The sequence below is a fragment of the Streptomyces sp. AMJ-169 genome, from assembly GCF_055597585.1.
The window spans coordinates 1-20,843 of the sequence record NZ_JBVLTJ010000009.1; the positions used below are offsets into that span (position 1 = coordinate 1).

17 protein-coding genes, 2 rRNA genes, 1 pseudogene and 1 riboswitch are annotated in these 20,843 nt (G+C 69.2%); of the genes and pseudogenes, 13 read left to right on the forward strand and 7 right to left on the reverse strand.

What is annotated here, in order from left to right:
* The 12 genes from ACYUD3_RS22240 to ACYUD3_RS22295 form a co-directional block, all read left to right on the forward strand.
* Window positions 1-186, forward strand: a 23S ribosomal RNA gene (locus tag ACYUD3_RS22240); the annotation flags it as partial.
* Between the two features lie 86 nt (window positions 187-272).
* Window positions 273-389: ribosomal RNA gene (gene rrf / locus ACYUD3_RS22245) — 5S ribosomal RNA — on the forward strand.
* A 108-nt stretch (window positions 390-497) separates the two neighbouring features.
* Complete coding sequence (locus ACYUD3_RS22250; RefSeq protein WP_470972536.1) at window positions 498-1,106, forward strand: CDP-alcohol phosphatidyltransferase family protein; 609 nt, start codon at window positions 498-500, stop codon at window positions 1,104-1,106.
* A gap of 126 nt (window positions 1,107-1,232) precedes the next feature.
* Complete coding sequence (locus ACYUD3_RS22255; RefSeq protein ID WP_470972538.1) at window positions 1,233-3,728, forward strand: sugar phosphate nucleotidyltransferase; 2,496 nt, start codon at window positions 1,233-1,235, stop codon at window positions 3,726-3,728.
* Window positions 3,729-3,950: 222 nt separating this feature from the next.
* A complete protein-coding gene (locus tag ACYUD3_RS22260; RefSeq protein WP_470973209.1) occupies window positions 3,951-4,796 on the forward strand; it encodes a DUF881 domain-containing protein in 846 nt (281 codons plus the stop codon).
* Window positions 4,793-5,125, forward strand: coding sequence for a small basic family protein (locus tag ACYUD3_RS22265; RefSeq protein WP_266824523.1), 333 nt, complete (start codon window positions 4,793-4,795; stop codon window positions 5,123-5,125). Before ACYUD3_RS22260 ends, ACYUD3_RS22265 begins: the two co-directional genes overlap by 4 nt.
* Before the next feature lie 6 nt (window positions 5,126-5,131).
* Window positions 5,132-5,950: a DUF881 domain-containing protein gene (locus ACYUD3_RS22270; RefSeq protein ID WP_470972540.1), complete on the forward strand. Its 819-nt coding sequence runs from the start codon at window positions 5,132-5,134 to the stop codon at window positions 5,948-5,950.
* An 82-nt stretch (window positions 5,951-6,032) separates the two neighbouring features.
* Window positions 6,033-6,914 carry an FHA domain-containing protein gene (locus ACYUD3_RS22275; protein ID WP_470973212.1) on the forward strand — a complete coding sequence of 294 codons (882 nt, stop codon included), beginning with the start codon at window positions 6,033-6,035 and terminating at the stop codon, window positions 6,912-6,914.
* Between the two features lie 41 nt (window positions 6,915-6,955).
* The gene (gene ftsR / locus ACYUD3_RS22280) at window positions 6,956-7,693 is read left to right on the forward strand and encodes a transcriptional regulator FtsR (protein WP_470972542.1); all 738 of its coding nucleotides are present in this window, start codon (window positions 6,956-6,958) and stop codon (window positions 7,691-7,693) included.
* Between the two features lie 101 nt (window positions 7,694-7,794).
* Complete coding sequence (locus tag ACYUD3_RS22285; RefSeq protein WP_026253112.1) at window positions 7,795-8,268, forward strand: bifunctional nuclease family protein; 474 nt, start codon at window positions 7,795-7,797, stop codon at window positions 8,266-8,268.
* A gap of 227 nt (window positions 8,269-8,495) precedes the next feature.
* Window positions 8,496-9,140 (forward strand): MerR family transcriptional regulator, encoded by a 645-nt coding sequence (locus ACYUD3_RS22290; protein WP_470972543.1) that lies wholly within the window; start codon window positions 8,496-8,498, stop codon window positions 9,138-9,140.
* Window positions 9,141-9,219: 79 nt separating this feature from the next.
* Window positions 9,220-10,566: a DNA polymerase IV gene (locus tag ACYUD3_RS22295; protein ID WP_470972545.1), complete on the forward strand. Its 1,347-nt coding sequence runs from the start codon at window positions 9,220-9,222 to the stop codon at window positions 10,564-10,566.
* A 56-nt stretch (window positions 10,567-10,622) separates the two neighbouring features.
* Here ACYUD3_RS22295 and ACYUD3_RS22300 read toward each other — a convergent pair whose 3' ends face one another.
* Window positions 10,623-11,000 (reverse strand): PRC-barrel domain-containing protein, encoded by a 378-nt coding sequence (locus ACYUD3_RS22300; RefSeq protein ID WP_470972546.1) that lies wholly within the window; start codon window positions 10,998-11,000, stop codon window positions 10,623-10,625.
* Between the two features lie 162 nt (window positions 11,001-11,162).
* A riboswitch (glycine riboswitch) is annotated at window positions 11,163-11,258 on the forward strand.
* 179 nt (window positions 11,259-11,437) lie between these two features.
* On the opposite strand from ACYUD3_RS22300, the gene gcvP reads away from it, so the two are divergent.
* Window positions 11,438-14,320, forward strand: a complete 2,883-nt coding sequence (gene gcvP / locus ACYUD3_RS22305) for an aminomethyl-transferring glycine dehydrogenase (RefSeq protein WP_470972548.1) — start codon at window positions 11,438-11,440, stop codon at window positions 14,318-14,320.
* A gap of 50 nt (window positions 14,321-14,370) precedes the next feature.
* Here gcvP and ACYUD3_RS22310 read toward each other — a convergent pair whose 3' ends face one another.
* The 6 genes and pseudogenes from ACYUD3_RS22310 to ACYUD3_RS22335 form a co-directional block, all read right to left on the reverse strand.
* Window positions 14,371-15,417 (reverse strand): ABC transporter ATP-binding protein, encoded by a 1,047-nt coding sequence (locus ACYUD3_RS22310; protein WP_470972549.1) that lies wholly within the window; start codon window positions 15,415-15,417, stop codon window positions 14,371-14,373.
* Window positions 15,418-15,662: 245 nt separating this feature from the next.
* Window positions 15,663-16,445 (reverse strand): annotated as a pseudogene (gene modB / locus ACYUD3_RS22315) (molybdate ABC transporter permease subunit); the annotation flags it as partial.
* 329 nt (window positions 16,446-16,774) lie between these two features.
* Window positions 16,775-17,602: a molybdate ABC transporter substrate-binding protein gene (modA, locus tag ACYUD3_RS22320; protein WP_470972551.1), complete on the reverse strand. Its 828-nt coding sequence runs from the start codon at window positions 17,600-17,602 to the stop codon at window positions 16,775-16,777.
* A gap of 123 nt (window positions 17,603-17,725) precedes the next feature.
* Complete coding sequence (locus tag ACYUD3_RS22325) at window positions 17,726-18,121, reverse strand: TOBE domain-containing protein (RefSeq protein WP_470972553.1); 396 nt, start codon at window positions 18,119-18,121, stop codon at window positions 17,726-17,728.
* Window positions 18,122-18,211: 90 nt separating this feature from the next.
* A complete protein-coding gene (locus ACYUD3_RS22330; RefSeq protein WP_470972555.1) occupies window positions 18,212-18,712 on the reverse strand; it encodes a hypothetical protein in 501 nt (166 codons plus the stop codon).
* Between the two features lie 84 nt (window positions 18,713-18,796).
* Window positions 18,797-20,746 (reverse strand): APC family permease, encoded by a 1,950-nt coding sequence (locus ACYUD3_RS22335; protein WP_470972557.1) that lies wholly within the window; start codon window positions 20,744-20,746, stop codon window positions 18,797-18,799.
* Between the last annotated feature and the right edge of the window lie 97 nt (window positions 20,747-20,843).

A 20,843-nucleotide genomic window follows, 5' to 3' on the forward strand; every position in this document is an offset into this window, starting at 1 on the left:
CTGGTTGGCTACGTTCGGGAGGGATAACCGCTGAAAGCATCTAAGCGGGAAGCCTGCTTCGAGATGAGTATTCCCACCTCCTTGAGAGGGTAAGGCTCCCAGTAGACGACTGGGTTGATAGGCCAGATCTGGAAGCCCGGTGACGGGTGGAGGTGACTGGTACTAATAGGCCGAGGGCTTGTCCTCAGTTGCTCGCGTCCACTGTGTTGGTTCTGAAACCACGAACAGCCCCACATGTCACATGTGGTGCGGCTGAAACAGTTTCATAGTGTTTCGGTGGTTATAGCGTGAGGGAAACGCCCGGTTACATACCGAACCCGGAAGCTAAGCCTCACAGCGCCGATGGTACTGCAGGGGGGACCCTGTGGGAGAGTAGGACGCCGCCGAACTTCTTTTATAGCTCTGGCTCCTGGGCATCTGCCCAGGAGCCAGAGCTTTTTTGCGTTGAGGTAGGGTCAGGGGGAATCGTTGGCTCGTTTCCTACTGGAGGCCCCCGGGTGGAGGTCCAGGAGACCCGTGTCCAGACTGACCGGGTCCTCACCATCCCGAATATTCTCAGCATGGCCCGCCTCGTCGGCGTGCCCCTCTTCCTCTGGCTGATTCTCCGGCCCGAGTTCGGAGGGCCGAACAGCGACGGCTGGGCTCTTCTGGTGCTGGCGCTGAGCGGTATCAGCGACTACCTGGACGGCAAGCTGGCGCGGAAGTGGAACCAGATCAGCAGCCTCGGCCGGCTGCTGGACCCCGCGGCCGACCGGCTGTACGTTCTGTCGACCCTTTTCGGCCTCACCTGGCGGGAGATTCTCCCGCTCTGGCTGACGGCTCTGCTGCTCGCGCGTGAACTGGTTCTGCTGGTGATGGTGGGCGTCCTCAGGCGGCACGGCTATCCGCCGCCGCAGGTGAACTATCTGGGCAAGGCCGCGACCTTCAACCTGATGTACGCCTTCCCGCTGCTGCTGCTCAGTGACGGAAACGGATGGATCGCGTCACTCGCCGCAGTTTTCGGATGGGCGTTCGCCGGATGGGGTACAACGCTCTATTGGTGGGCAGGAGTCCTCTACGTGGTACAGGTCCGCCGCCTGGTCCGTGCGGACGCCATGGCCGACTGAACCTCGTTCCCTGGCGGCAGCGGGCGACAGCAGTGGCTCGATGGCCCGTGACGCGGAAGTGCGGGACAATCCTGACGGGTGAAGTCGGCTAGACCGTCGTCTCTTATCAAGGAGGACGCTTCCGACATGAAGGCCGTCGTGATGGCCGGAGGCGAAGGCACTCGCCTTCGCCCTATGACCTCAAGCATGCCCAAGCCGCTCCTGCCGGTCGCGAACCGGCCGATCATGGAGCACGTTCTGCGGCTGCTCAAAAGGCATGGGCTCAACGAGACCGTGGTCACCGTCCAGTTCCTGGCCTCGATGGTCAAGAACTACTTCGGTGACGGCGAGGAACTCGGAATGGAGTTGACCTACGCCAACGAGGAGAAGCCACTCGGTACCGCCGGAAGCGTCAAGAACGCCGAAGAGGCGCTTAAGGACGATGCCTTCCTCGTCATCTCAGGCGATGCGCTGACCGACTTCGACCTCACCGATCTCATCAACTTCCACAAGGAAAAGGGCGCGCTGGTCACCGTCTGCCTGACCCGGGTGCCCAATCCGCTGGAATTCGGCATCACGATCGTCGACGAGAACGGGAAAGTCGACCGCTTCCTGGAGAAGCCCACCTGGGGACAGGTCTTCTCGGACACCGTGAACACCGGTATCTATGTGATGGAGCCCGAGGTCTTCGACTATGTCGAGGCCGATGTGCCGGTGGACTGGTCCGGTGACGTCTTTCCGCAGCTGATGAAGGAGGGCAAGCCGATCTACGGCTATGTCGCCGAGGGCTACTGGGAGGACGTCGGCACGCACGAGAGCTATGTGAAGGCCCAGGCCGACGTTCTTGAGGGCAAGGTCGACGTCGAACTCGACGGGTTCGAGATCTCGCCCGGCGTGTGGGTCGCGGAAGGCGCCGAGGTCCATCCCGACGCCGTGCTCCGGGGGCCTTTGTACATCGGGGACTACGCCAAGGTCGAGGCCGGTGCGGAAATCCGCGAGCACACGGTCATCGGCTCCAATGTCGTCGTCAAGAGCGGGGCCTTTCTGCACAAGGCCGTTGTCCACGACAACGTGTATGTGGGGCAGCACAGCAATCTGCGGGGCTGTGTCGTCGGCAAGAACACCGACATCATGCGGGCCGCGCGGATCGAGGACGGCGCGGTCATCGGGGACGAGTGTCTGATCGGCGAGGAGTCGATCGTCCAGGGCAATGTGCGGGTCTATCCGTTCAAGACGATCGAGGCCGGCGCGTTCGTCAACACCTCGGTGATCTGGGAGTCGCGCGGGCAGGCGCATCTCTTCGGGGCGCGTGGGGTGTCGGGCATCCTGAACGTCGAGATCACCCCGGAGCTGGCGGTGCGGCTGGCCGGCGCTTATGCGACGACGTTGAAGAAGGGCTCGACCGTCACGACGGCCCGCGACCACTCACGGGGCGCGCGGGCGCTGAAACGGGCGGTGATCTCCGCTTTGCAGGCCAGCGCCATCGACGTACGGGACCTGGAGAACGTGCCGCTTCCCGTCGCGCGGCAGCAGACCGCCCGGGGGAGTGCGGGCGGGATCATGCTGCGGACTTCTCCGGGGGTGCCGGATTCGCTGGACATCATGTTTTTCGACGGGCAGGGTGCCGATCTCTCGCAGGGGAGTCAGCGCAAGCTGGACCGGGTGTTCGCGCGGCAGGAATACCGGCGGGCGTTTCCCGGGGAGATCGGGGATCTGTATTTCCCGGCCAGCGTGTTCGACTCGTACACCGGGTCGCTGCTGCGCAATGTCGACACGTCGGGGATCGCCGAGTCGGGGCTGAAGGTCGTCGTCGACGCGTCCAACGGGAGTGCCGGACTCGTGCTGCCCAGTCTGCTGGGCAAGCTCGGGGTGGATTCGCTGACCGTCAATCCGGGGCTCGACGAGTCGCGGCCCACCGAGACCGGGGAGATGCGCCGCAACGGGCTGGTGCGGCTCGGGGAGATCGTGGCGTCGTCGCGGGCGGCGTTCGGGGTGCGCTTCGATCCCGTCGGGGAGCGGCTGTCGCTCGTCGACGAGAAGGGGCGGATCATCGAGGACGACCGGGCGCTGCTGGTGATGCTCGACCTGGTGGCGGCGGAGCGGCGCAGCGGGCGGGTGGCGCTGCCGGTGACGACGACGCGGATCGCCGAGCAGGTCGCGGCCTATCACGGCACGCAGGTCGAGTGGACGACGACGTCGCCGGACGACCTGACGCGGGTAGGCCGGGACGAGTCGACGATCTTCGGCGGGGACGGCAAGGGCGGTTTCATCGTCCCGGAGTTCAGTGGGGTGTTCGACGGCACGGCGGCGTTCGTGCGGCTGATCGGGCTCGTGGCGCGCACACAGCTCACGCTCAGCCAGATCGACGCGCGCATCCCGCGCGCGCACGTCCTCAAGCGTGATCTGGCGACCCCGTGGGCCGTCAAGGGGATGGTGATGCGGCGGGTCGTCGAGGAGGCCGGAGAGCGCTTCGTGGACACCACGGACGGGGTGCGGGTGGTGGAGACCGACGGGCGCTGGGTGATGGTCCTGCCGGACCCGGCCGAGGCCGTCACCCATCTGTGGGCCGAGGGGCCGGACGACGCCTCCGCGCAGGCCCTGCTGGACGAGTGGACGGCGGTCGTGGACAGCGCCGGACGGTGAGGCGGCCCCCGGCTGGAACCGTCCCCGGCCGGAGCTGAAGTCGCCCGCCCCGCGCGCGGGTTGCCGTTGTAAGGGGCGTCTGCCATTGCGGGCGCCCCTTACATTGCCCACGCCGGTGGGGCCGTTCGGAGGTAGTGGCCGCGACGTGCGACGATGTGCGGCATGCCGCAGCAGCCCCCCGTTCGGAGCACGCCCGCGCGCGCGTCCCGCCCGGACGCGTCGATGTCGCTGCTCACCAATGTCATGGACCACAGCCTCGACGAGGGCTACGCGGAGGCCGCCGCGCGCAAGCGGGCCGAGGGCGGCGGAGGGCTGCCGAGGACGCTGCGGGCGAAGCTGGGTCTTGCCGGCGGGCTGGTGCTCGCGGCGCTCGTCGTGACCGTGGGCGCCGCGCAGGCGAGGGTGACGGCCCCGGCGATCGCCAAGGAGCGCCAGGAGCTGATCGACCGGATCGACAAGGAGACCGCGGCGGCCGACAAGCTGGAGAAGACCGTGGACACCCTGCGCGACGACGTCAGCGCGCGCCAGCGGCAGGCGCTGGAGCACAGCGGGGGCAGCGGCCAGGCCGACCTCGTGGGTGTCCTGTCGGGCGCGGTCGCCGTGCACGGCCCCGGGGTGAAGCTGGTCGTGGACGACGCGAAGGCGGCCACCACGGGCGGCAACGGCAACCCGCGCGAGACGGCCGACTTCTCCGACACCGGGCGGCTGCGCGACCGGGACCTCCAGCGGGTCGTCAACGGCCTGTGGGCGGCCGGCGCGGAGGCCGTCTCGATCAACGGGCAGCGGCTGACGGCGCTTTCGGCGATCCGCGCGGCCGGCGAGGCGATACTGGTCGACAACAAGCCGCTGGTGCCGCCGTACACGATCCTGGCGGTAGGGGACGGGGCGGCGCTGAGCACCCGGTTCCAGAACGGCGCCGACGGGCTGTACTTGAACGCGCTCCAGGAGAACTACGGCATCCGCACGGCCATCTCCACGGAGAAGGACCTCCAGTTGCCCGCCGCGCCGAGCGTGATCGTGCGGACCGCGCGGCCGGGCAGCGAGAAGACTGAGAAAGGCACATCGTGATCGCCGTACTGGGCCTCGTCGTGGGCGTCGTGGCCGGGCTGTTGGTCCGGCCCGAGGTTCCTGTGGTCGTCGAGCCGTATCTGCCGATCGCCGTGGTGGCGGCGCTGGACGCGGTCTTCGGGGGGCTGCGGGCCATGCTCGACGGCATCTTCGACGACAAGGTCTTCGTGGTGTCGTTCCTGTCGAACGTGGTGGTGGCCGCGCTGATCGTGTTCCTGGGCGACAAGCTGGGCGTGGGCGCGCAGCTGTCGACGGGTGTCGTGGTGGTCCTCGGTATCCGGATCTTCTCGAACGCCGCGGCGATCCGCCGGCACGTCTTCCGGGCGTGAGCGCCGATGAGTGACCAGGAGCACAGGCTGCGCAAGGCGCTGCCCGAGGAAGTCGTGTCACAGCCCGCGGGGGAGTCGGCGGAAGGTTTTGCCGAGCCCGTTCCGACGGGCCGTCAGAGGCTCGTGCAGGGGCTGTGGCCGCCGCGTGTGACGCGGGCCCAGCTCATCGTCGCGCTGCTGCTGTTCGGGCTCGGGTTCGGGCTCGCGGTGCAGGTCGCCTCCAACAGCGACAGCGGGAACGCGTTGCGCGGGGCGCGCCAGGAGGACCTGGTGCGCATCCTCGATGAACTGGACGACCGCAGCCAGCGTCTAGAGGACGAGAAGACCGGCCTCGACAAGCAGCGTCAGGAGTTGGAGAACAGCTCCGACCAGGCGGAGGAGGCCCGTAAGCAGACGATCGAGAAGGAGAGGCAACTCGGCATCCTCGCGGGCACGGTGGCGGCCCAGGGGCCGGGTATCACGATGACGATCGACGACACGAAGAAGACGGTCGAGGCGGACATGCTGCTCGACGCGATCCAGGAGCTGCGCGCGGCCGGCGCGGAGGCGATCCAGGTGAACGGCGTACGCGTCGTCGCCGGGACGTACTTCACGGACGGCGACGGCGGGGTGAGCGTGGACGGGAACAAGATCCGTACTCCGTATCGTTTCCAGGTCATCGGCAAGCCCGAGGATCTGGAGCCGGCGCTCAACATCCCCGGGGGTGTGGTGCAGACGCTGGAGAAGGAGCAGGCCACGGTCACCGTGGAGCGGTCGGACAAGATCGTCGTGGACGCCTTGCGGGCGGCGAAGCAGCCTGACTACGCTCGGTCGTCGTCCCGGTGAACCGGGGGTGCATGGGGGCCGTCGGTCAGGGGCATGAGGTTGCGGGGGGTCGGCGCACCGATCGGGTGGTCGGTGGTGGAAACTGTCTGGTGGATACGGACGTTGTGAAGGTGTCCGGGTCGGCCGGTCTATTGAGTCAGGGTTCGTCCTGCCCCACGGGCGGGTCTGTTTCGGTCAAGGGGAATCGCCCGTGAAGTTGTTTGCGAAGTTGTTCGGCAAGAGCGCGCGAGGAGAGGCGGGCGAGAACGCGACCGCCCGCCATCGCGCACAGCCCGGTGAGGAAGGCCAGCGCCCGCTCTTCCGTGACCAGGTGGCTGGGGGTGACATTCCGGGTGGCCAGAGCGCGGCGTCTGTTGACCCCGCCCAGCCCGGCGACATAGGTTTCGGGCAACCGTCAACCTCAAGTACGGGTGGAGGGTTTTCTCCTGTGTCGGCCCTGGTGTGTTCGAGGTGCGGTAACCGCAACGCGGAGAACAGCCGCTTCTGTTCCAACTGCGGCGCCCCGCTGCGCCCGGGCCTGACGCCCGAGCGCGCGTCGGAGACGACGTCCACGATCTCGATCTCGGGCCTTGAGGCGTACGACTCCGAGGTCACCGGCCAGACGCAGCTGCCGGCGCTGTCGCCGGAGGCGCAGGCCGCGGTGGACGCGCTGCCGCTGGGCTCGGCCCTGCTGGTGGTGCGCCGCGGCCCCAACTCGGGCAGCCGCTTCCTCCTGGACGGCGACCTGACGACGGCCGGCCGGCACCCGCAGAGCGACATCTTCCTGGACGACGTGACGGTCTCGCGCCGGCACGTGGAGTTCCGCAGGAACCAGGACGGCTCGTTCAAGGTCGGCGACGTCGGCAGCCTGAACGGCACCTACGTCAACCGCGAGCGGATCGACGAGGTCCCGCTGGCGAACGGGGACGAGGTGCAGATCGGCAAGTACCGCCTGGTCTTCTACGCGAGCCAGCAAGGCTACTGACCGGCCCCGGACTCGTCCGGGGGGATCCCCAGGGAAGGTCCATGCTGAGAACACCGAGGGGCGGTGCCGGACACGGCACCGCCGCCGCGGACGGCGGGCCGATGAGCATCGGCACCGTGCTGAACCTGCTGCGCGACGAGTTCCCCGAAGTCACGATCTCCAAGATCCGCTTCCTGGAGTCCGAGGGGCTCGTCGAACCGCAGCGGACCCCGTCCGGATACCGCAAGTTCAGCCCCGAGGACGTGGAGCGCCTCGCCAGGATCCTGCGGCTGCAACGGGACCACTATCTGCCGCTGAAGGTCATCCGGGAGCACCTGGAGGCCCTGGAGCGCGGCGAGGCCGTCCCCCTGCCGACCGTGGGCAGGCAGCGGGACGGAGAACCCGCCCCCGACCTCGCGAGTACCCCCACCGCCGCCCGCATCGGCCGCGCCGCACTCCTGGCCGCGGCCGGCATCGAGGAACGCGAACTCACCGAGTGGGAGTCGTACGGCCTGCTCACCCCGGTCGGGGAGGGCGTGTACGACGCCGAGGCGGCCACCGTCGCCGAGCTGATCGCCGAGCTCGGCCGGTTCGGCATCGAGCCGCGCCACCTGAGGGTGATGAAGGCGGCGGCGGACCGGGAGGCCGGCCTCGTCGACCAGATCGTCGCCCCGCTGCGGCGCCACCGCAATCCGCAGACCAGGGCCCACGCGGAGGCCCGTGCGAAGGAGCTGGCCTCGCTCACGGTCCGGCTGCACTCCGCGCTGGTCCAGACGGCTCTCGGGGTACGGCTGCCCTGAGGGGCCGCTGCTGCTCAAGAGGGTCGTTCGCCCACGGCGGATCGGACCGCCGATCCGGGCCCGACTACCCAAACGTCCCGGGCACGGCCTAGGGTTGCTGTGTGAATGAGCTCGATGTCGTAGGTGTCCGGGTCGAAATGCCCTCCAACCAGCCGATCGTGCTCCTGCGTGAAGTGGGAGGCGACCGCTACCTCCCCATCTGGATCGGGCCGGGAGAAGCGACGGCGATCGCCTTCGCCCAGCAGGGGATGGCCCCCGCCCGGCCGCTGACCCACGACCTGTTCAAGGACGTGCTGGAAGCCGTCGGCCAGGAGCTGACCGAAGTACGCATCACGGACCTGCGGGAGGGCGTCTTCTACGCCGAACTGGTCTTCGCCAGCGGCGTCGAGGTCAGCGCCCGCCCGTCCGACGCCATAGCGCTGGCCCTGCGCACCGGCACGCCGATCTACGGCAGCGACACGGTGCTCGACGACGCGGGGATCGCCATCCCGGACGAGCAGGAGGACGAGGTGGAGAAGTTCCGCGAGTTCCTCGACCAGATCTCGCCCGAGGACTTCGGCACCAGCAGCCAGTAGCGGCGCGGCGGCGGGCCCCGGGGATGTCTTGATCCGGGGCACATGCCAGGGGCTCAGGGAGCGTCGTACGGGCTCGGCTCAGCGCATTCGGCTAGCCTTTCCCCGCGGTGGGGCGAAGGAAACCACTCCCAGGGCGATTATCACCCGGCGTGGCGAGTGCGGCGATCGTTGACGCGCCCCTGGTGACTGCCTACCGTCGGGAAGGCAGGTCAAGGACGGAGGTCGGCGTGAGAAGCAGCGGCGACGGTACGGCTGGGGGTGCCCCCGGACACGGATTCGGGGGAAGCGGCCCGTACCGGCTTCACGGCAGCGCGGCCGATCTCGCCCCTCAGCGCCCGGCGGTCGTGCCGAGCGGCGGGGGGACGGCGGCCGAGGGGGACGAGGAGATCGGTTACCGCGGGCCCACGGCGTGCGCGGCGGCCGGGATCACCTACCGCCAATTGGACTACTGGGCCCGTACGGGGCTCGTCGAGCCGAGCGTACGGCCCGCCTACGGGTCGGGGACGCAGCGGCTGTACAGCTTCCGGGACGTCGTCGTCCTGAAGATCGTCAAGCGGTTCCTGGACACCGGGGTCTCGCTCCAGAACATCCGCGGCGCCGTGCACCATCTGCGCGAGCGCGGCTTCGCGGACCTGGAGCGGATGACGCTGATGAGCGACGGCGCGACCGTCTACGAGTGCACCTCGCCGGACGAGGTCCACGCGCTGCTCCAGGGCGGGCAGGGGGTCTTCGGGATCGCCGTCGGCGTGGTGTGGCGGGACGTCGAGAGCGCGCTGTCGCAGCTGCACGGGGAGCGGGTCGACACCGGGGAGACGCTGGTCGGGCCCAATCCGGCGGACGAGCTGGCGCGGCGCAGGGGCCGGGCGGTCTGACCGGTTTCCGGACAATCTCCGCCGCGGTTCGGGCGGGTGTTCGGGGCCGTTGTCAGTGCCGTGGTGCAGCATCGGAGATGTGAGAAACGCGCCCACGGTCCTGCACCTCGACATGGATGCCTTCTTCGCCTCGGTGGAGCAGGCCTCCAAGCCGAGCCTGCGCGGGAAAGCGGTGATCGTGGGCGGCCTCGGGCCGCGCGGGGTGGTGTCGACGGCGTCGTACGAGGCCCGGGTGTTCGGGGTGCGGTCGGCGATGCCGATGGGGCAGGCGCGCAGGCTCGCGCCCAACGCGGCCTATCTGTACCCCAGGTTCGGGATCTACCGGTCGATCAGCGAGCAGGTCATGGGGCTGCTGCGGGAGCTGTCGCCCTTGGTGGAGCCGCTGAGCCTGGACGAGGCGTTCGTGGACCTGGAGGCCGGCGGGGCGGCCTCGGACGCCGGGAGCGCGCGGGCGACGGGGGAGCGGCTGCGCGCCGACATACGGGCGGTGACGGGGCTGACGGGGTCGGTGGGGCTCGCCGCCTCCAAGATGATCGCGAAGATCGCCTCCGAGCAGGCCAAGCCCGACGGGCTGGTGCTGATCGAGCCCGGTACCGAGCGGGCGCTGCTCGGGCCGATGGCGGTGCGGACGCTGCCCGGGGTGGGCCCGGCGACCGGTGACCATCTGCGCCGGGCGGGGATCACGACGGTCGAGGAGATCGCCGGGGCCGGTGAGGACGAACTGGTCCGCCTCCTCGGCAAGGCCCACGGCCACGGCCTGTACGCCATGGCCCTCGCCCGCGACGACCGCCCCGTCGTCGCCGAACGCGAGACCAAGTCGGTGTCCGTGGAGGACACCTACGACGTCGACATCCACGACCGCGTCCGCGTGGGCGTCGAGGTCCAGCGCCTCGCCGACCGCTGCGTACGACGGCTGCGCGGGGCCGGTCTGTCGGGGCGGACGATCGTGCTGAAGGTGCGGCGCTACGACTTCTCGACGCTGACCCGGTCCGAGACGCTGCGCGGGCCCACCGACGACCCGGCGGTCGTCCGGGAGGCGGCGGGGCGGCTGCTGGACTCCGTGGACACCACCGGGGGTGTGCGGCTGCTCGGGGTCGGGGTGTCGGGGCTCGCCGACTTCACTCAGGAGGATCTGTTCGCGCAGGCGGCGGGGGAGCTGAAGGAGGAGGCCGAGGAGGCGCCGGCGGAGGTCGCCGAGGCGGCCGAGCCCGTGCCCGCCGAGCGGCTGTGGCGGCCCGGGCACGATGTGCGGCACGCCGGGTTCGGGAACGGGTGGGTGCAGGGCAGCGGGCTCGGCCGGGTGACGGTCCGCTTCGAGACGCCGCAGGACGCGGGGCCGGGGCGGGTGCGGACGTTCCGGTCCGACGACCCCGAGCTGGAACCGGCGGAGCCGCTGCCGCTGATGCCGGGCGGGGTGTCCGCGTGAGGCGGGCCTCGGCAGCGGGCCGTCAGGTCGGCTTCAGGGGGGTGGGGTCGCCGCTGTCAGAGGGTGGGTTCGTCGCGGCCCGCCACGTTGCCGAAACCCCGGTCCTCCGGCGGGGTCGGGGCCACCGTGTCCAGGCCGTAGTGGTGGTAGAGCTGGAGCTCCTGGTCGGGGGAGAGGTGGCGGCCGACGCCGAAGTCGGGGGCGTCCTTGATGAGGGAGCGGTCGTAGGGGACCTTGAGGGTGCCCTCGACCAGTTCGCTGGGCTCCAGGGGGACGAAGGCGTCCCGGGTGAAGAGGCCTGTCCTTATGGCGGCCCACTCGGGGGTGCCGGTGGCGTCGTCCAGGTAGACCTCGTCGATGGTGCCGATCTTCGCACCGTTGCGGTCGTACGCCTTGCGGCCGATCAGGTTGCGCGGGTCGATGTCGGTCTGCATGGGCCCTCCCGCTGCTCGCGATGGGTTCCTCGGGGGTCGTGGGGGAGTACAGGGGGTCGTAGGAAGTACGGGGGTCGTAAGGACTACGAAAAAGCACAATGGGCTTGGGGGCCACTCGAAGATCGGGCTGTTGACCTCGCTGGTAATCTTGGCGGTGGCTGTCGACCCCGCGCGGGAGAGTCCTCCGGGAGTTTCCGGGGGCGCCGAAGGAGCAACTCCTCCCCGGAATCTCTCAGGCACACGTACCGCGCGGACGAGGTCACTCTGGAAAGCAGAGCGGGTGCCTGCGGCGTCCGCTCTCACCGACGGTGCAAGCCGGGGGTCTTCGGGCCGCCGGTGAAGCTCTCAGGTCGCGATGACAGAGGGGGAGGCCCCGTCCGGGCACCCCGTAGCCGTGGTGCCCCTTCGCAGGTCGTGACGACCAGGAGGCCTCCGCCATGACTTCTCGTACCCCGCTCGCCGCCCTGGAACAGGGTGTGCCCTTCGAGCGGCGCCATATCGGGCCCGACCGGGAGGCCCAGGCGAAGATGCTCGCGCAGGTCGGCTTCGGCTCGCTCGACGAGCTGACGGCCGCCGCCGTGCCGGACGCCATCAAGAACGTCGCCGCGCTCGGCCTGCCCGACGCGCGCACCGAGGCCGAGGTGCTCGCCGAGCTGCGGGCGCTGGCCGGCCGCAACCAGGTCCTCGGATCGATGATCGGGCTCGGCTACCACGGCACGTTCACGCCGCCCGTGATCCTGCGCAACGTGCTGGAGAACCCGGCCTGGTACACCGCCTACACGCCCTACCAGCCGGAGATCTCGCAGGGCCGGCTGGAGGCGCTGCTGAACTTCCAGACGATGGTCGCGGAGCTGACCGGGCTGCCGACCTCGGGGGCCTCGCTGCTGGACGAGGGGACGGCCGCCGCCGAGGCGATGGCGCTGTCGCTGCGGATGGGGCGGAACAAGAAGGGCCTCTTCCTCGTCGACGCCGACGCGCTGCCGCAGACCATCGAGGTCATCCGTACGCGGGCCGAGCCGACCGGTGTCGAGGTCGTCGTCGCCGATCTGGGCGACGGCATTCCGGCCGAGCTCGCCGGGCGGGAGATCAACGGGGTGCTGATCCAGTACCCGGGGGCCTCCGGCGCCGTACGGGACGTCCGGGCGGTTATCGAGCGGGCGCATGAGCTGGGGGCGCTGGTGACCGTCGCCGCCGATCTGCTCGCGCTGACGCTGCTGGTGTCGCCCGGGGAGCTCGGGGCGGACATCGCGGTCGGGACCACGCAGCGGTTCGGGGTGCCGATGGGGTTCGGCGGGCCGCACGCCGGCTACATGGCCGTGCGGGAGAAGTTCGCGCGGAGTCTGCCGGGGCGGCTGGTCGGGGTCTCCGTCGACGCGGACGGGAACCGCGCTTACCGGCTCGCGTTGCAGACGCGCGAGCAGCACATCCGGCGCGAGAAGGCGACCAGCAACATCTGCACGGCGCAGGTGCTGCTGGCCGTGATGGCCGGTATGTACGCCGTCTATCACGGGCCCGAGGGGCTGCGGGGGATCGCCCGGAAGGTGCACCGGTACGCCGATGTGCTGGCCGCCGGGCTGCGGGCCGGGGGCGTCGAGATCGTGCACGCGGACTACTTCGACACGCTGACCGTCCGGGTGCCGGGCGGGGCCGAGCGCGTCGTCGCCGCCGCGCGGGACGGCGGGGTCAACGTACGGCTCGTCGACGCCGACCATGTCTCCGTCGCCTGTGACGAGACGACCACCCGGGAGCAACTGGGCGTCGTCTGGGCGGCGTTCGGGGTGTCCGGGGACGTCGACGCGCTGGATTCCGGTGCCGCCGACGGACTGCCCTCCGGACTGCTGCGCGGCGATGAGATTCTCACGCATCCCGTGTTCCGCCAGCACCGGTCCGAGACGGCCATGCTGCGGTATCTGCGCAGACTCGCGGACCGGGATTACGCGCTCGACCGGGGAATGATTCCGCTCGGGTCGTGCACGATGAAACTGAACGCGACGACCGAGATGGAACCGGTCACCTGGCCGGAGTTCGGGGAGATGCACCCCTTCGCGCCGATCGAGCAGGCGCAGGGCTATCTCACGCTGATCCGCGAGCTGGAGGAGCGGCTGGCCGAGGTCACCGGGTACGACAAGGTGTCCTTGCAGCCCAATGCCGGATCGCAGGGGGAATTGGCGGGGCTGCTCGCCGTCCGCGGATATCACCGGGCCAATGGGGACGTACAGCGGACCGTCTGTCTTATTCCGTCGTCCGCGCACGGGACCAATGCGGCGAGTGCGGTGATGGCCGGGATGAAGGTCGTCGTCGTGAAGACCTCCGAGGACGGGGAGGTCGACGCTGAAGATCTGCGGGGGAAGATCGCGCAGTACCGTGATGAATTGGCGGTGCTGATGATCACTTATCCGTCGACGCACGGGGTGTTCGAGGAGCATGTCGGGGAGATCTGCGGGCTGGTGCACGAGGCCGGCGGGCAGGTCTATGTCGACGGGGCGAATCTCAACGCTCTGGTCGGGCTGGCCAAGCCGGGGCAGTTCGGCGGGGACGTCTCGCATCTGAATCTGCACAAGACGTTCTGCATTCCGCACGGGGGCGGCGGTCCGGGTGTCGGTCCGGTGGCGGTGCGGGCGCATCTGGCGCCTTATCTGCCCAACCATCCTTTGCAGAGCGAGGCCGGTCCTGAGACCGGGGTCGGGCCTATTTCCGCCGCGCCTTGGGGGTCCGCCGGGATTCTGCCCATTTCCTGGGCCTATGTGCGGCTCATGGGCGGGGAAGGGCTGAAGCGGGCGACTCAGGTCGCGGTGCTGTCCGCGAATTACATCGCCAAGCGGCTTGAGCCGCACTATCCCGTGCTGTACACCGGGCCCGGCGGGCTGGTCGCGCACGAATGCATCATCGATCTGCGGCCGTTGACCAAATCGACAGGGGTGTCCGTCGACGATGTCGCCAAGCGGCTCATCGATTACGGGTTCCACGCGCCGACCATGTCGTTCCCGGTCGCGGGGACGCTGATGATCGAGCCGACCGAGTCCGAGGATCTCGCCGAACTGGACCGGTTCTGCGCGGCGATGATCGCCATTCGGGGGGAGATCGAGAAGGTGGCCGGCGGGGAATGGCCCGCCGAGGACAATCCGCTGCGGAACGCGCCGCATACGGCCGGGGCGTTGAGCGAGGAGTGGGCTCATCCGTATGCGCGGGACGAGGCCGTGTTCCCGGGTGGGGTTGTTCCCGGGGAGAAGTACTGGCCGCCGGTGCGGCGTATTGATCAGGCCTTCGGGGACCGGAACCTGGTGTGTTCCTGCCCGCCGATGGAGGCTTACGAGAGCTGAGTTCTCCGTGTGCTGACGAAAGGGCTCCCGCCTTGTGGTGGGGGCCTTTTCTACGCCGGGTACGCGTGTGTTTGCGTCGCTTTCACCGTTGCCCATAGGGAGGTTCCGGGGGACAGGTTCAGTTCCGCCGCCGATACCGTCGTCAGGTCCGCCGTCAGCGGGAGGTCGCCGGTCAGGTCGGCGCGGATCTGGTCGCCGTGCGTTTCCAGGCCCGCCACCTCGCAGTGCCAGAGGTTGCGGGCGCTGGTGTCCGTGGGGCGGGTGCGGTGGAGGGTGACCGCCGACGGGGGGAACGCCACGTATGCCGGGCCCGTCAGGTGTTCCGTCGTGGTCAGTTGCTGGCCCGTGTCCAAGGTGACCGTTGTTCCTGCTGCCGTGCCTTTGTAGAGGTTCAGGCCCACCAATTGGGCGATGTAGTCCGTGCGGGGGTGGCGGGCGATCTCTGAAGGGGGGCCTTCCTGGACGATTCTTCCGTTTTCGATCACCACCAGGCGGTCGGCCAGGACCATTGCGTCCAAGGGGTCGTGGGTGACCAATACCGCCACCGCCTCGAATTCCGCCAAATGTCTGCGGAGTTGGGCTCTCACCTCCAGGCGGGTGCGGGCGTCCAAGGCCGCCAGGGGTTCGTCCAGGAGGAGGAGGCGGGGGTTTGTCGCCAATGCTCTTGCCAGGGCGACTCTTTGGGCCTGGCCGCCGGAGAGGTGGCGGGGTTTTGTGGTGGCGTGGTCTTCCAGGCCCATGCGGGTCAGCCAGTCTTTCGCTGTCGCGCGGGAATCGGATTTGGTCGCGCCCTGGCAGCGGGGGCCGAAGGCGATGTTGTCCATGGCGGTGAGGTGGGGGAAGAGGAGGTAGTCCTGGAATACGACGCCTACCGGGCGGGATTCGGGGGGTGTGTGTTCCAGGGGGTGGCCGTCCAGGTGGAGGTGGCCGTCTGTCAGGGGGAGGAGGCCTGCCAATGTTCTCAGGGCCGTGGTTTTTCCTGCGCCGTTCGGGCCTAGGAGGGCCAGGACTTCGCCGGGGGGTGCGTTGAGGGTGATGTCCAGGTGGAAGTTGGATCGGGTTGTCACTAGGTGGGCGTTTAGGCCTTCGGGGGGCATGGGGGCCTGTTCTTCGGGTGCGAGAGGTGGGGGTGCGGTTTTTTGGGTTCCCACCCGCAGCCACCCGTGCGAGTTTCGTTGTCGGGTGCGGGTGGCCCCTGTGGGGGGTTCTCGCCGTCGGCGGCTTGCGGGGTCGTGGGTTGGCCTTTGGCGGCTTGCGGGTCGCGCGTTGGCGGCTTGCGGCTTGCGGGTTGGTGGAGAGGGGGGCTTCGGCTTCGCTGTCGGCGTTTTCCGCAGCCTTCCTTCTACGCCGCCGTCAGCCACCTCTCCCTCAACGCCCCCAACACCGTGATCGACACCACCAGCAGTACCAAGCTCAGTGCGATCGCCGACTCCGGGTTGTCCTGCAATGCCAAGTACACCGCCAGCGGCATTGTCTGGGTCTTTCCCGGGAAGTTGCCCGCGAAAGTGATCGTCGCGCCGAATTCGCCCAGTGCTCTTGCCCATGCCAGTACCGCGCCGGCCGCGATTCCTGGGGCTATCAAAGGGAGCGTCACTCTTCTGAATGCGGTCCAGCGGGTGGCGCCCAGTGTTGTGGCCGCCTCCTCGTAGCGGGGGTCCGCTGCTCTTAGCGTGCCTTCTACGCTGATCACCAAGAACGGCATCGCTACGAACGCCTCCGCGATCACCACGCCTGTGGTCGTGAACGGGAGGGTCACGCCGAACCAGTCGTCCAGCCAGCGGCCGGCCACGCCGTTGCGGCCCAGGGCCATCAGCAGCGCCACGCCGCCCACCACCGGGGGGAGGACCAGGGGGAGGGTCACCAGGGCGCGGACCAGGCCTCTGCCGGGGAACTCGACCCTTGCCAGGACCCACGCCAAGGGGACGCCCAGGACCAGGCTCACGGCCGTCGCCGCCGTCGCGCAGATCAGGGAGAGCTTCAGGGCCTCCCAGACGTCCGAACTGGTCAGCAGGTTGGGGAGGTTGCTCCAGGGGGCGCGGATCAGGAGGGCCAGGAGGGGGAGCAGGAGGAAGACCAGGGCTGTCAGGGCGGGGAGGAGGAGGGGGAGGGGGGCGCCTCTTCTTAGGGGGGCGCTTCTCCCGGCGTCTCTCCTGAGGCCGGCGCCTTTTCTGGGGCTTCTCCGGTCAGCGCTGCTCCGGCCGGCGTCCCTCCCGAGGCCGGCGCTGCTTCCGGCGGCGCCTTTTCCGGGGCCGGGGCTTCTGCGGTCAGCGCTGCTCCGGTCGGCGCCTCCCCCGAGGTCAGCACTGCTCTGGCCGACGCCTCTCCCCAGGCCGGCGCTGCTCCCGTCGGCGTCTCTTCTGAGCCCGCCGGCCCCCCTCCCCCTCGTCCATATCCGCCTCCGCCACAACCCCGGCTCCGGTTCCACCCTCCCCGCCCCCTTCCCCTTCAGGCCGCTCACGGCTGGAGGAAGCCCGCTGCCGTCAGTACCTTCTGGCCCTCCGCCGAGCGGACCAAGGCGATGAAGGCCTTGGCGGCTTCGGTGTTGGGGGCCTTCTTGAGGAGGGCGATGGGGTAGTCGTTGACCGCCTGGGCGGACTCGGGGAAGTCCACTCCCTGGACCTTGGTGCCCGCCGCGTGGACGTCCGTCTTGTAGACGAGGGCGGCGTCGGCCTCCTTCAGCTCGACCTTGGTGAGGGCGCTCTTGACGTCCTGCTCATAGGAGACGGGGGTGACCTTCAGACCCGTCGCCGTCAGGATCTTCTCCGCCGCCGCGCCGCACGGGACCGTCTTGTCGCACAGGACGACCTTGAGGCCGGACTTGGTGAGGTCCTTGAGGGCGGTGATCTTGTCGGGGTTGCCGGGGAGGGTCGCGATCTCCAGCTGGTTGCGGACGAAGGTGACCGGCGCGGTGGCGTTGTCCTTCTTGTCGGTCACCGTCGCCATGGTCTTGGCGCTGGCCGCGGCGAAGACGTCGGCCGGGGCGCCGCTCGTGATGCTCGCGGCGAGGCTGTCGCTGCCCGCGAAGTTGAACTTCACCGTCGTACCGGGGTGGGCCTTCTCGAAGTCCTGGCCCAGGGTCGTGAAACTCTCCTTGAGGGAAGCCGCCGCGAAGACGGTCACTGTGCCCGACAGCTGGGACGACGTGGACGCCGACGCCGAGGCGCCCGAACCGGAGGAGTCCTTCGAGTCGTTCGACGAGCACGCGCTCAGTGCCAGCAGGGCGGCGGCGCCTGCGCCGGTCACCTGGAGGAGCCGGCGGGTGCGGGGCGCGGGACGGGTCATCACGGGGTACTCCTCGGACGTGGGTATGACTGACGGCTGATGATACTGCCGCAATTGCGAGGGGTAACTCATCTTTTACATTGCATGAGCTGGGGTTATCAGTGATCGGGGTGGTATGTGCGCTCAGGTGCGGTCCACGTGGACGTTCGTCGACTTCACGCGCGCCGTCGCCTCCATCCCCACCTCCAGGCCCAGCTCCTCCACCGCCTCGCGGGTGAGGAGGGAGACCAGGCGGTGCGGGCCGGCCTGGATCTCCACCTGGGCGGCCACGTCACCGAGCTTCACGGCCGTGACGATGCCGGGGAAGGCGTTGCGGACCGAAGTGTGGGACGGCGTCTCGTCGTCGCCGTCAGATCTGGCCAGTTCCACGGAGAACGCGGCCAGGTCCTCGCCGTCGATGACGCGTTTGCCCGACTCGTCGCGGTGGGTGCTGATCCGGCCCGCGTCCGCCCAGCGCCGCGCGGTGTCGGGGCTGACGCCGAGGAGCCGGGCGGCCTGGCCGATGGTGTAGGACTGCATGCCGTCACGATAGGTCCGCAGCGCCGCTCGCGCCGATCTTGGCAACGGCCGAAAGCGCCTCAGGCCCAAGCCCCTCCGGCCCGAGCCCCCTCAGCTCAGCCCCGACGCCCGCAGCACCGCCCGTGCCGTCTCGTCGTCGATCTCATGGCCCAGGCGGGCCAGCACCTGCGTGCCCTCGTGGAACGTCCCGCGCTCCAGGGAACGCCGTGCCCCGGTGTCCAGTTCGTGCCACATCAGGGGGTTGCTCTTCAGGACGCGGGGGTCGAGGGCGACCTGGTTGCCGTGGACGTCGCGCAGGATCAGGCGGGGCGAGGGGCCGTCGGGGCGGCGTACGGCGGTCAGGGCGTCGAGGGCGACCGACTTGTGGAACAGGGGTCCGTCCACCGAGATGCGGCCGGGCTCGGCCGTCACGTGGGGCGGGAGCAGGATGAGGAACAGGGCCGCCGAGAGGGCCAGCCACAGGACCGCTCGCGGGGGTGTGAGGGTGCCCGCGTCCCAGTCGACCAGCACGGCCAGGGCGCCGAACGTCAGGGAGCAGAACACCGCCAGCCGTGCGTTCGGGCGCCACTCGCGGTCGTGCAGAGGGGGCATGTCATCGACGCTAGGTCCGTTGTGTTTCGCCGAGGGACGCCCTGATGTGACTCTGACGGTCGTACGCCTGTTCTTGACGGGTCCCTAGCCCGTGTGGACCCGGGGGCGGCGGGCGCGGTCGGGTTCGGCCTCGCGCAGGACCTCGCGGGTGACCGGGGCGACCTCGCCCTGGCCGAAGAGGAAGAAGCGCAGGAAGTTGGTGAAGGGGCCGCCCTCGGTCCACTCGAAGTAGATGTGGGGGGTGCGGCCGGTGGAGTCGCGGACGTGCAGCAGGAGGGCCGCGAGCGCGTTCGGGATCGAGGAGTGCTCCACCGTCAGGACGCGGTAGCGGTTGTGCAGGACCTCGCCCTTCACGGTCAGGCCCGCCTCGAACTCCGACGGGTCGGTCACCGTCACCTCGACGAAGACGAAGTCCTCCTGGCCGGGGATGTCGTTGTCCTCGCGGATCTGCTCGATCTTCTCGCGGTACTCGGCCTTGTCGCGGCGGTCGGGCTCGTTGGCGATGAAGCGGATCTTGCGGCTGGCCATGTCACGGATGAATCGTTCCGCCATGCTGTCGAGCGTCACGCTCGTCACGCGCAGCTCGAAGGCTCTCGCCAGCCGGGACAGCAGCGACACCAGGATGATGCCCGCGATGAAGCAGGCGCCGATCTTCACGCCGTCGGGGCGTTCGATGACGTTGGCGACCGTGGTGTAGAGGAAGACGGCGGAGATCACGCCGAAGCCGACGGTCCAGTTGCGCTGGCCCGCCTTGTGCGCGGCGATGGTCACGGCGATCGCGGCGGAGCTGATCAGGACGAGCACGCCGGTGGCGTACGCGCCGCCCTGGGCGTCGACGTTCGCGTCGAAGATCCAGGTCACCAGGAAGGCGATCAGGGTGAAGACGATGACCATGGGGCGGACCGCGCGCGCCCAGTGCGGGGCCATGCCGTAGCGGGGGAGGTAGCGCGGCATCAGGTTGAGCAGGCCGGCCATCGCGGAGGCGCCGGCGAACCAGAGGATGGCGATGGTCGAGACGTCGTAGACCGTGCCGAAGACGTTGCCCAGGTACTCGTGGGAGAGGTAGGCGAGGGCGCGGCCGTTGGCCTGGCCGCCGGTCTTGAACTCGCGCTCCGGGATGAGGAGGGTGGTGATGAAGCTGGTCGCGATCAGGAAACAGCTCATGATCAGGGCGGCCGTGGTGAGGAGCTTCTTGGTGTCGCGGATACGGCCCGTGGGGCGCTCCTCGGTGTCGCCCGGGTCGCCCTTGACGTGCGGCATCACCGCGACCCCGGTCTCGAAGCCGGAGAGGCCGAGGGCCAGTTTGGGGAAGACGATCAGGGCCACGCCGACCATCGCGAAGACGTTGCCGTGTTCCGTGGTCAGGGCGCTGGACCAGTCGGTGACGACATGGCCTGCGGTGATCACGTGCCACAGGCCGACGGCCACGACGACCACGTTGAGCGTCAGGTAGACGCCGACCAGGGCGAACGCGACGCCGATCGCCTCCAGGAAGCCCTTGAGGAAGACCGCGCCGAGCAGCGCGACCAGGACCAGCGTGATCACCATCTGCTTGCCGTGCAGGGCGTCCGTGAGGTGCGGGTTCTCCACGAGGTGGGTGGAGGCGTCGGCGGCGGAGAGGGTGATGGTGATCAGGAAGTCGGTGGCGGCGAAGCCCAGCAGGGTCAGCACGAAGAGCTTGCCCTGCCAGAACGACAGCAGCCGCTCCAGCATCGCGATCGAGCCCTCGCCGTGCGGGCTCTCCTCGGCGACGCGGCGGTAGACCGGGAGGGCGCCGGCGAGGGTGACGATCACCAGGACGATCGTCGCGATCGGGGAGAGGAGGCCCGCGGCGAGGGCGGCGATACCGGGCTGGTAGCCGAGGGTGGAGAAGTAGTCGACGCCGGTCAGGCACATCACGCGGTACCAGGGCTGGCCGTGCACCTCCGGCTTCGCCTGCTTCTCCAGGCTCTGCTGGCCTTTGCCCATGTCGGACAGGCCCTCCAGCATCCACGCCCGTAGGCGGCTGGGTGCGGGTCGTTCCAAGGTGGCCATCGGCGTGCTCCTGGGGTGCGGCTCAGCGTGCGGTCTGCGGCCATCACGCGGACGGCGGCACCAGCGTAAGCAGAGCGTCACACGCGGGCCTATGGAT

Excerpts from the sequence above, each read along its gene's own strand:
- ACYUD3_RS22255 (WP_470972538.1), top strand. The coding sequence starts at position 1,233 with ATGAAGGCCGTCGTGATGGCCGGAGGCGAAGGCACTCGCCTTCGCCCT.
- ACYUD3_RS22260 (WP_470973209.1), top strand. The coding sequence starts at position 3,951 with ATGTCGCTGCTCACCAATGTCATGGACCACAGCCTCGACGAGGGCTAC.
- ACYUD3_RS22270 (WP_470972540.1), top strand. The coding sequence starts at position 5,132 with ATGAGTGACCAGGAGCACAGGCTGCGCAAGGCGCTGCCCGAGGAAGTC.
- ftsR (WP_470972542.1), top strand. The coding sequence starts at position 6,956 with ATGCTGAGAACACCGAGGGGCGGTGCCGGACACGGCACCGCCGCCGCG.
- ACYUD3_RS22300 (WP_470972546.1), bottom strand. The coding sequence starts at position 11,000 with ATGCAGACCGACATCGACCCGCGCAACCTGATCGGCCGCAAGGCGTAC.
- gcvP (WP_470972548.1), top strand. The coding sequence starts at position 11,438 with ATGACTTCTCGTACCCCGCTCGCCGCCCTGGAACAGGGTGTGCCCTTC.
- ACYUD3_RS22310 (WP_470972549.1), bottom strand. The coding sequence starts at position 15,417 with ATGCCCCCCGAAGGCCTAAACGCCCACCTAGTGACAACCCGATCCAAC.
- modA (WP_470972551.1), bottom strand. The coding sequence starts at position 17,602 with ATGACCCGTCCCGCGCCCCGCACCCGCCGGCTCCTCCAGGTGACCGGC.
- ACYUD3_RS22325 (WP_470972553.1), bottom strand. The coding sequence starts at position 18,121 with ATGCAGTCCTACACCATCGGCCAGGCCGCCCGGCTCCTCGGCGTCAGC.
- ACYUD3_RS22330 (WP_470972555.1), bottom strand. The coding sequence starts at position 18,712 with ATGCCCCCTCTGCACGACCGCGAGTGGCGCCCGAACGCACGGCTGGCG.
- ACYUD3_RS22335 (WP_470972557.1), bottom strand. The coding sequence starts at position 20,746 with ATGGCCACCTTGGAACGACCCGCACCCAGCCGCCTACGGGCGTGGATG.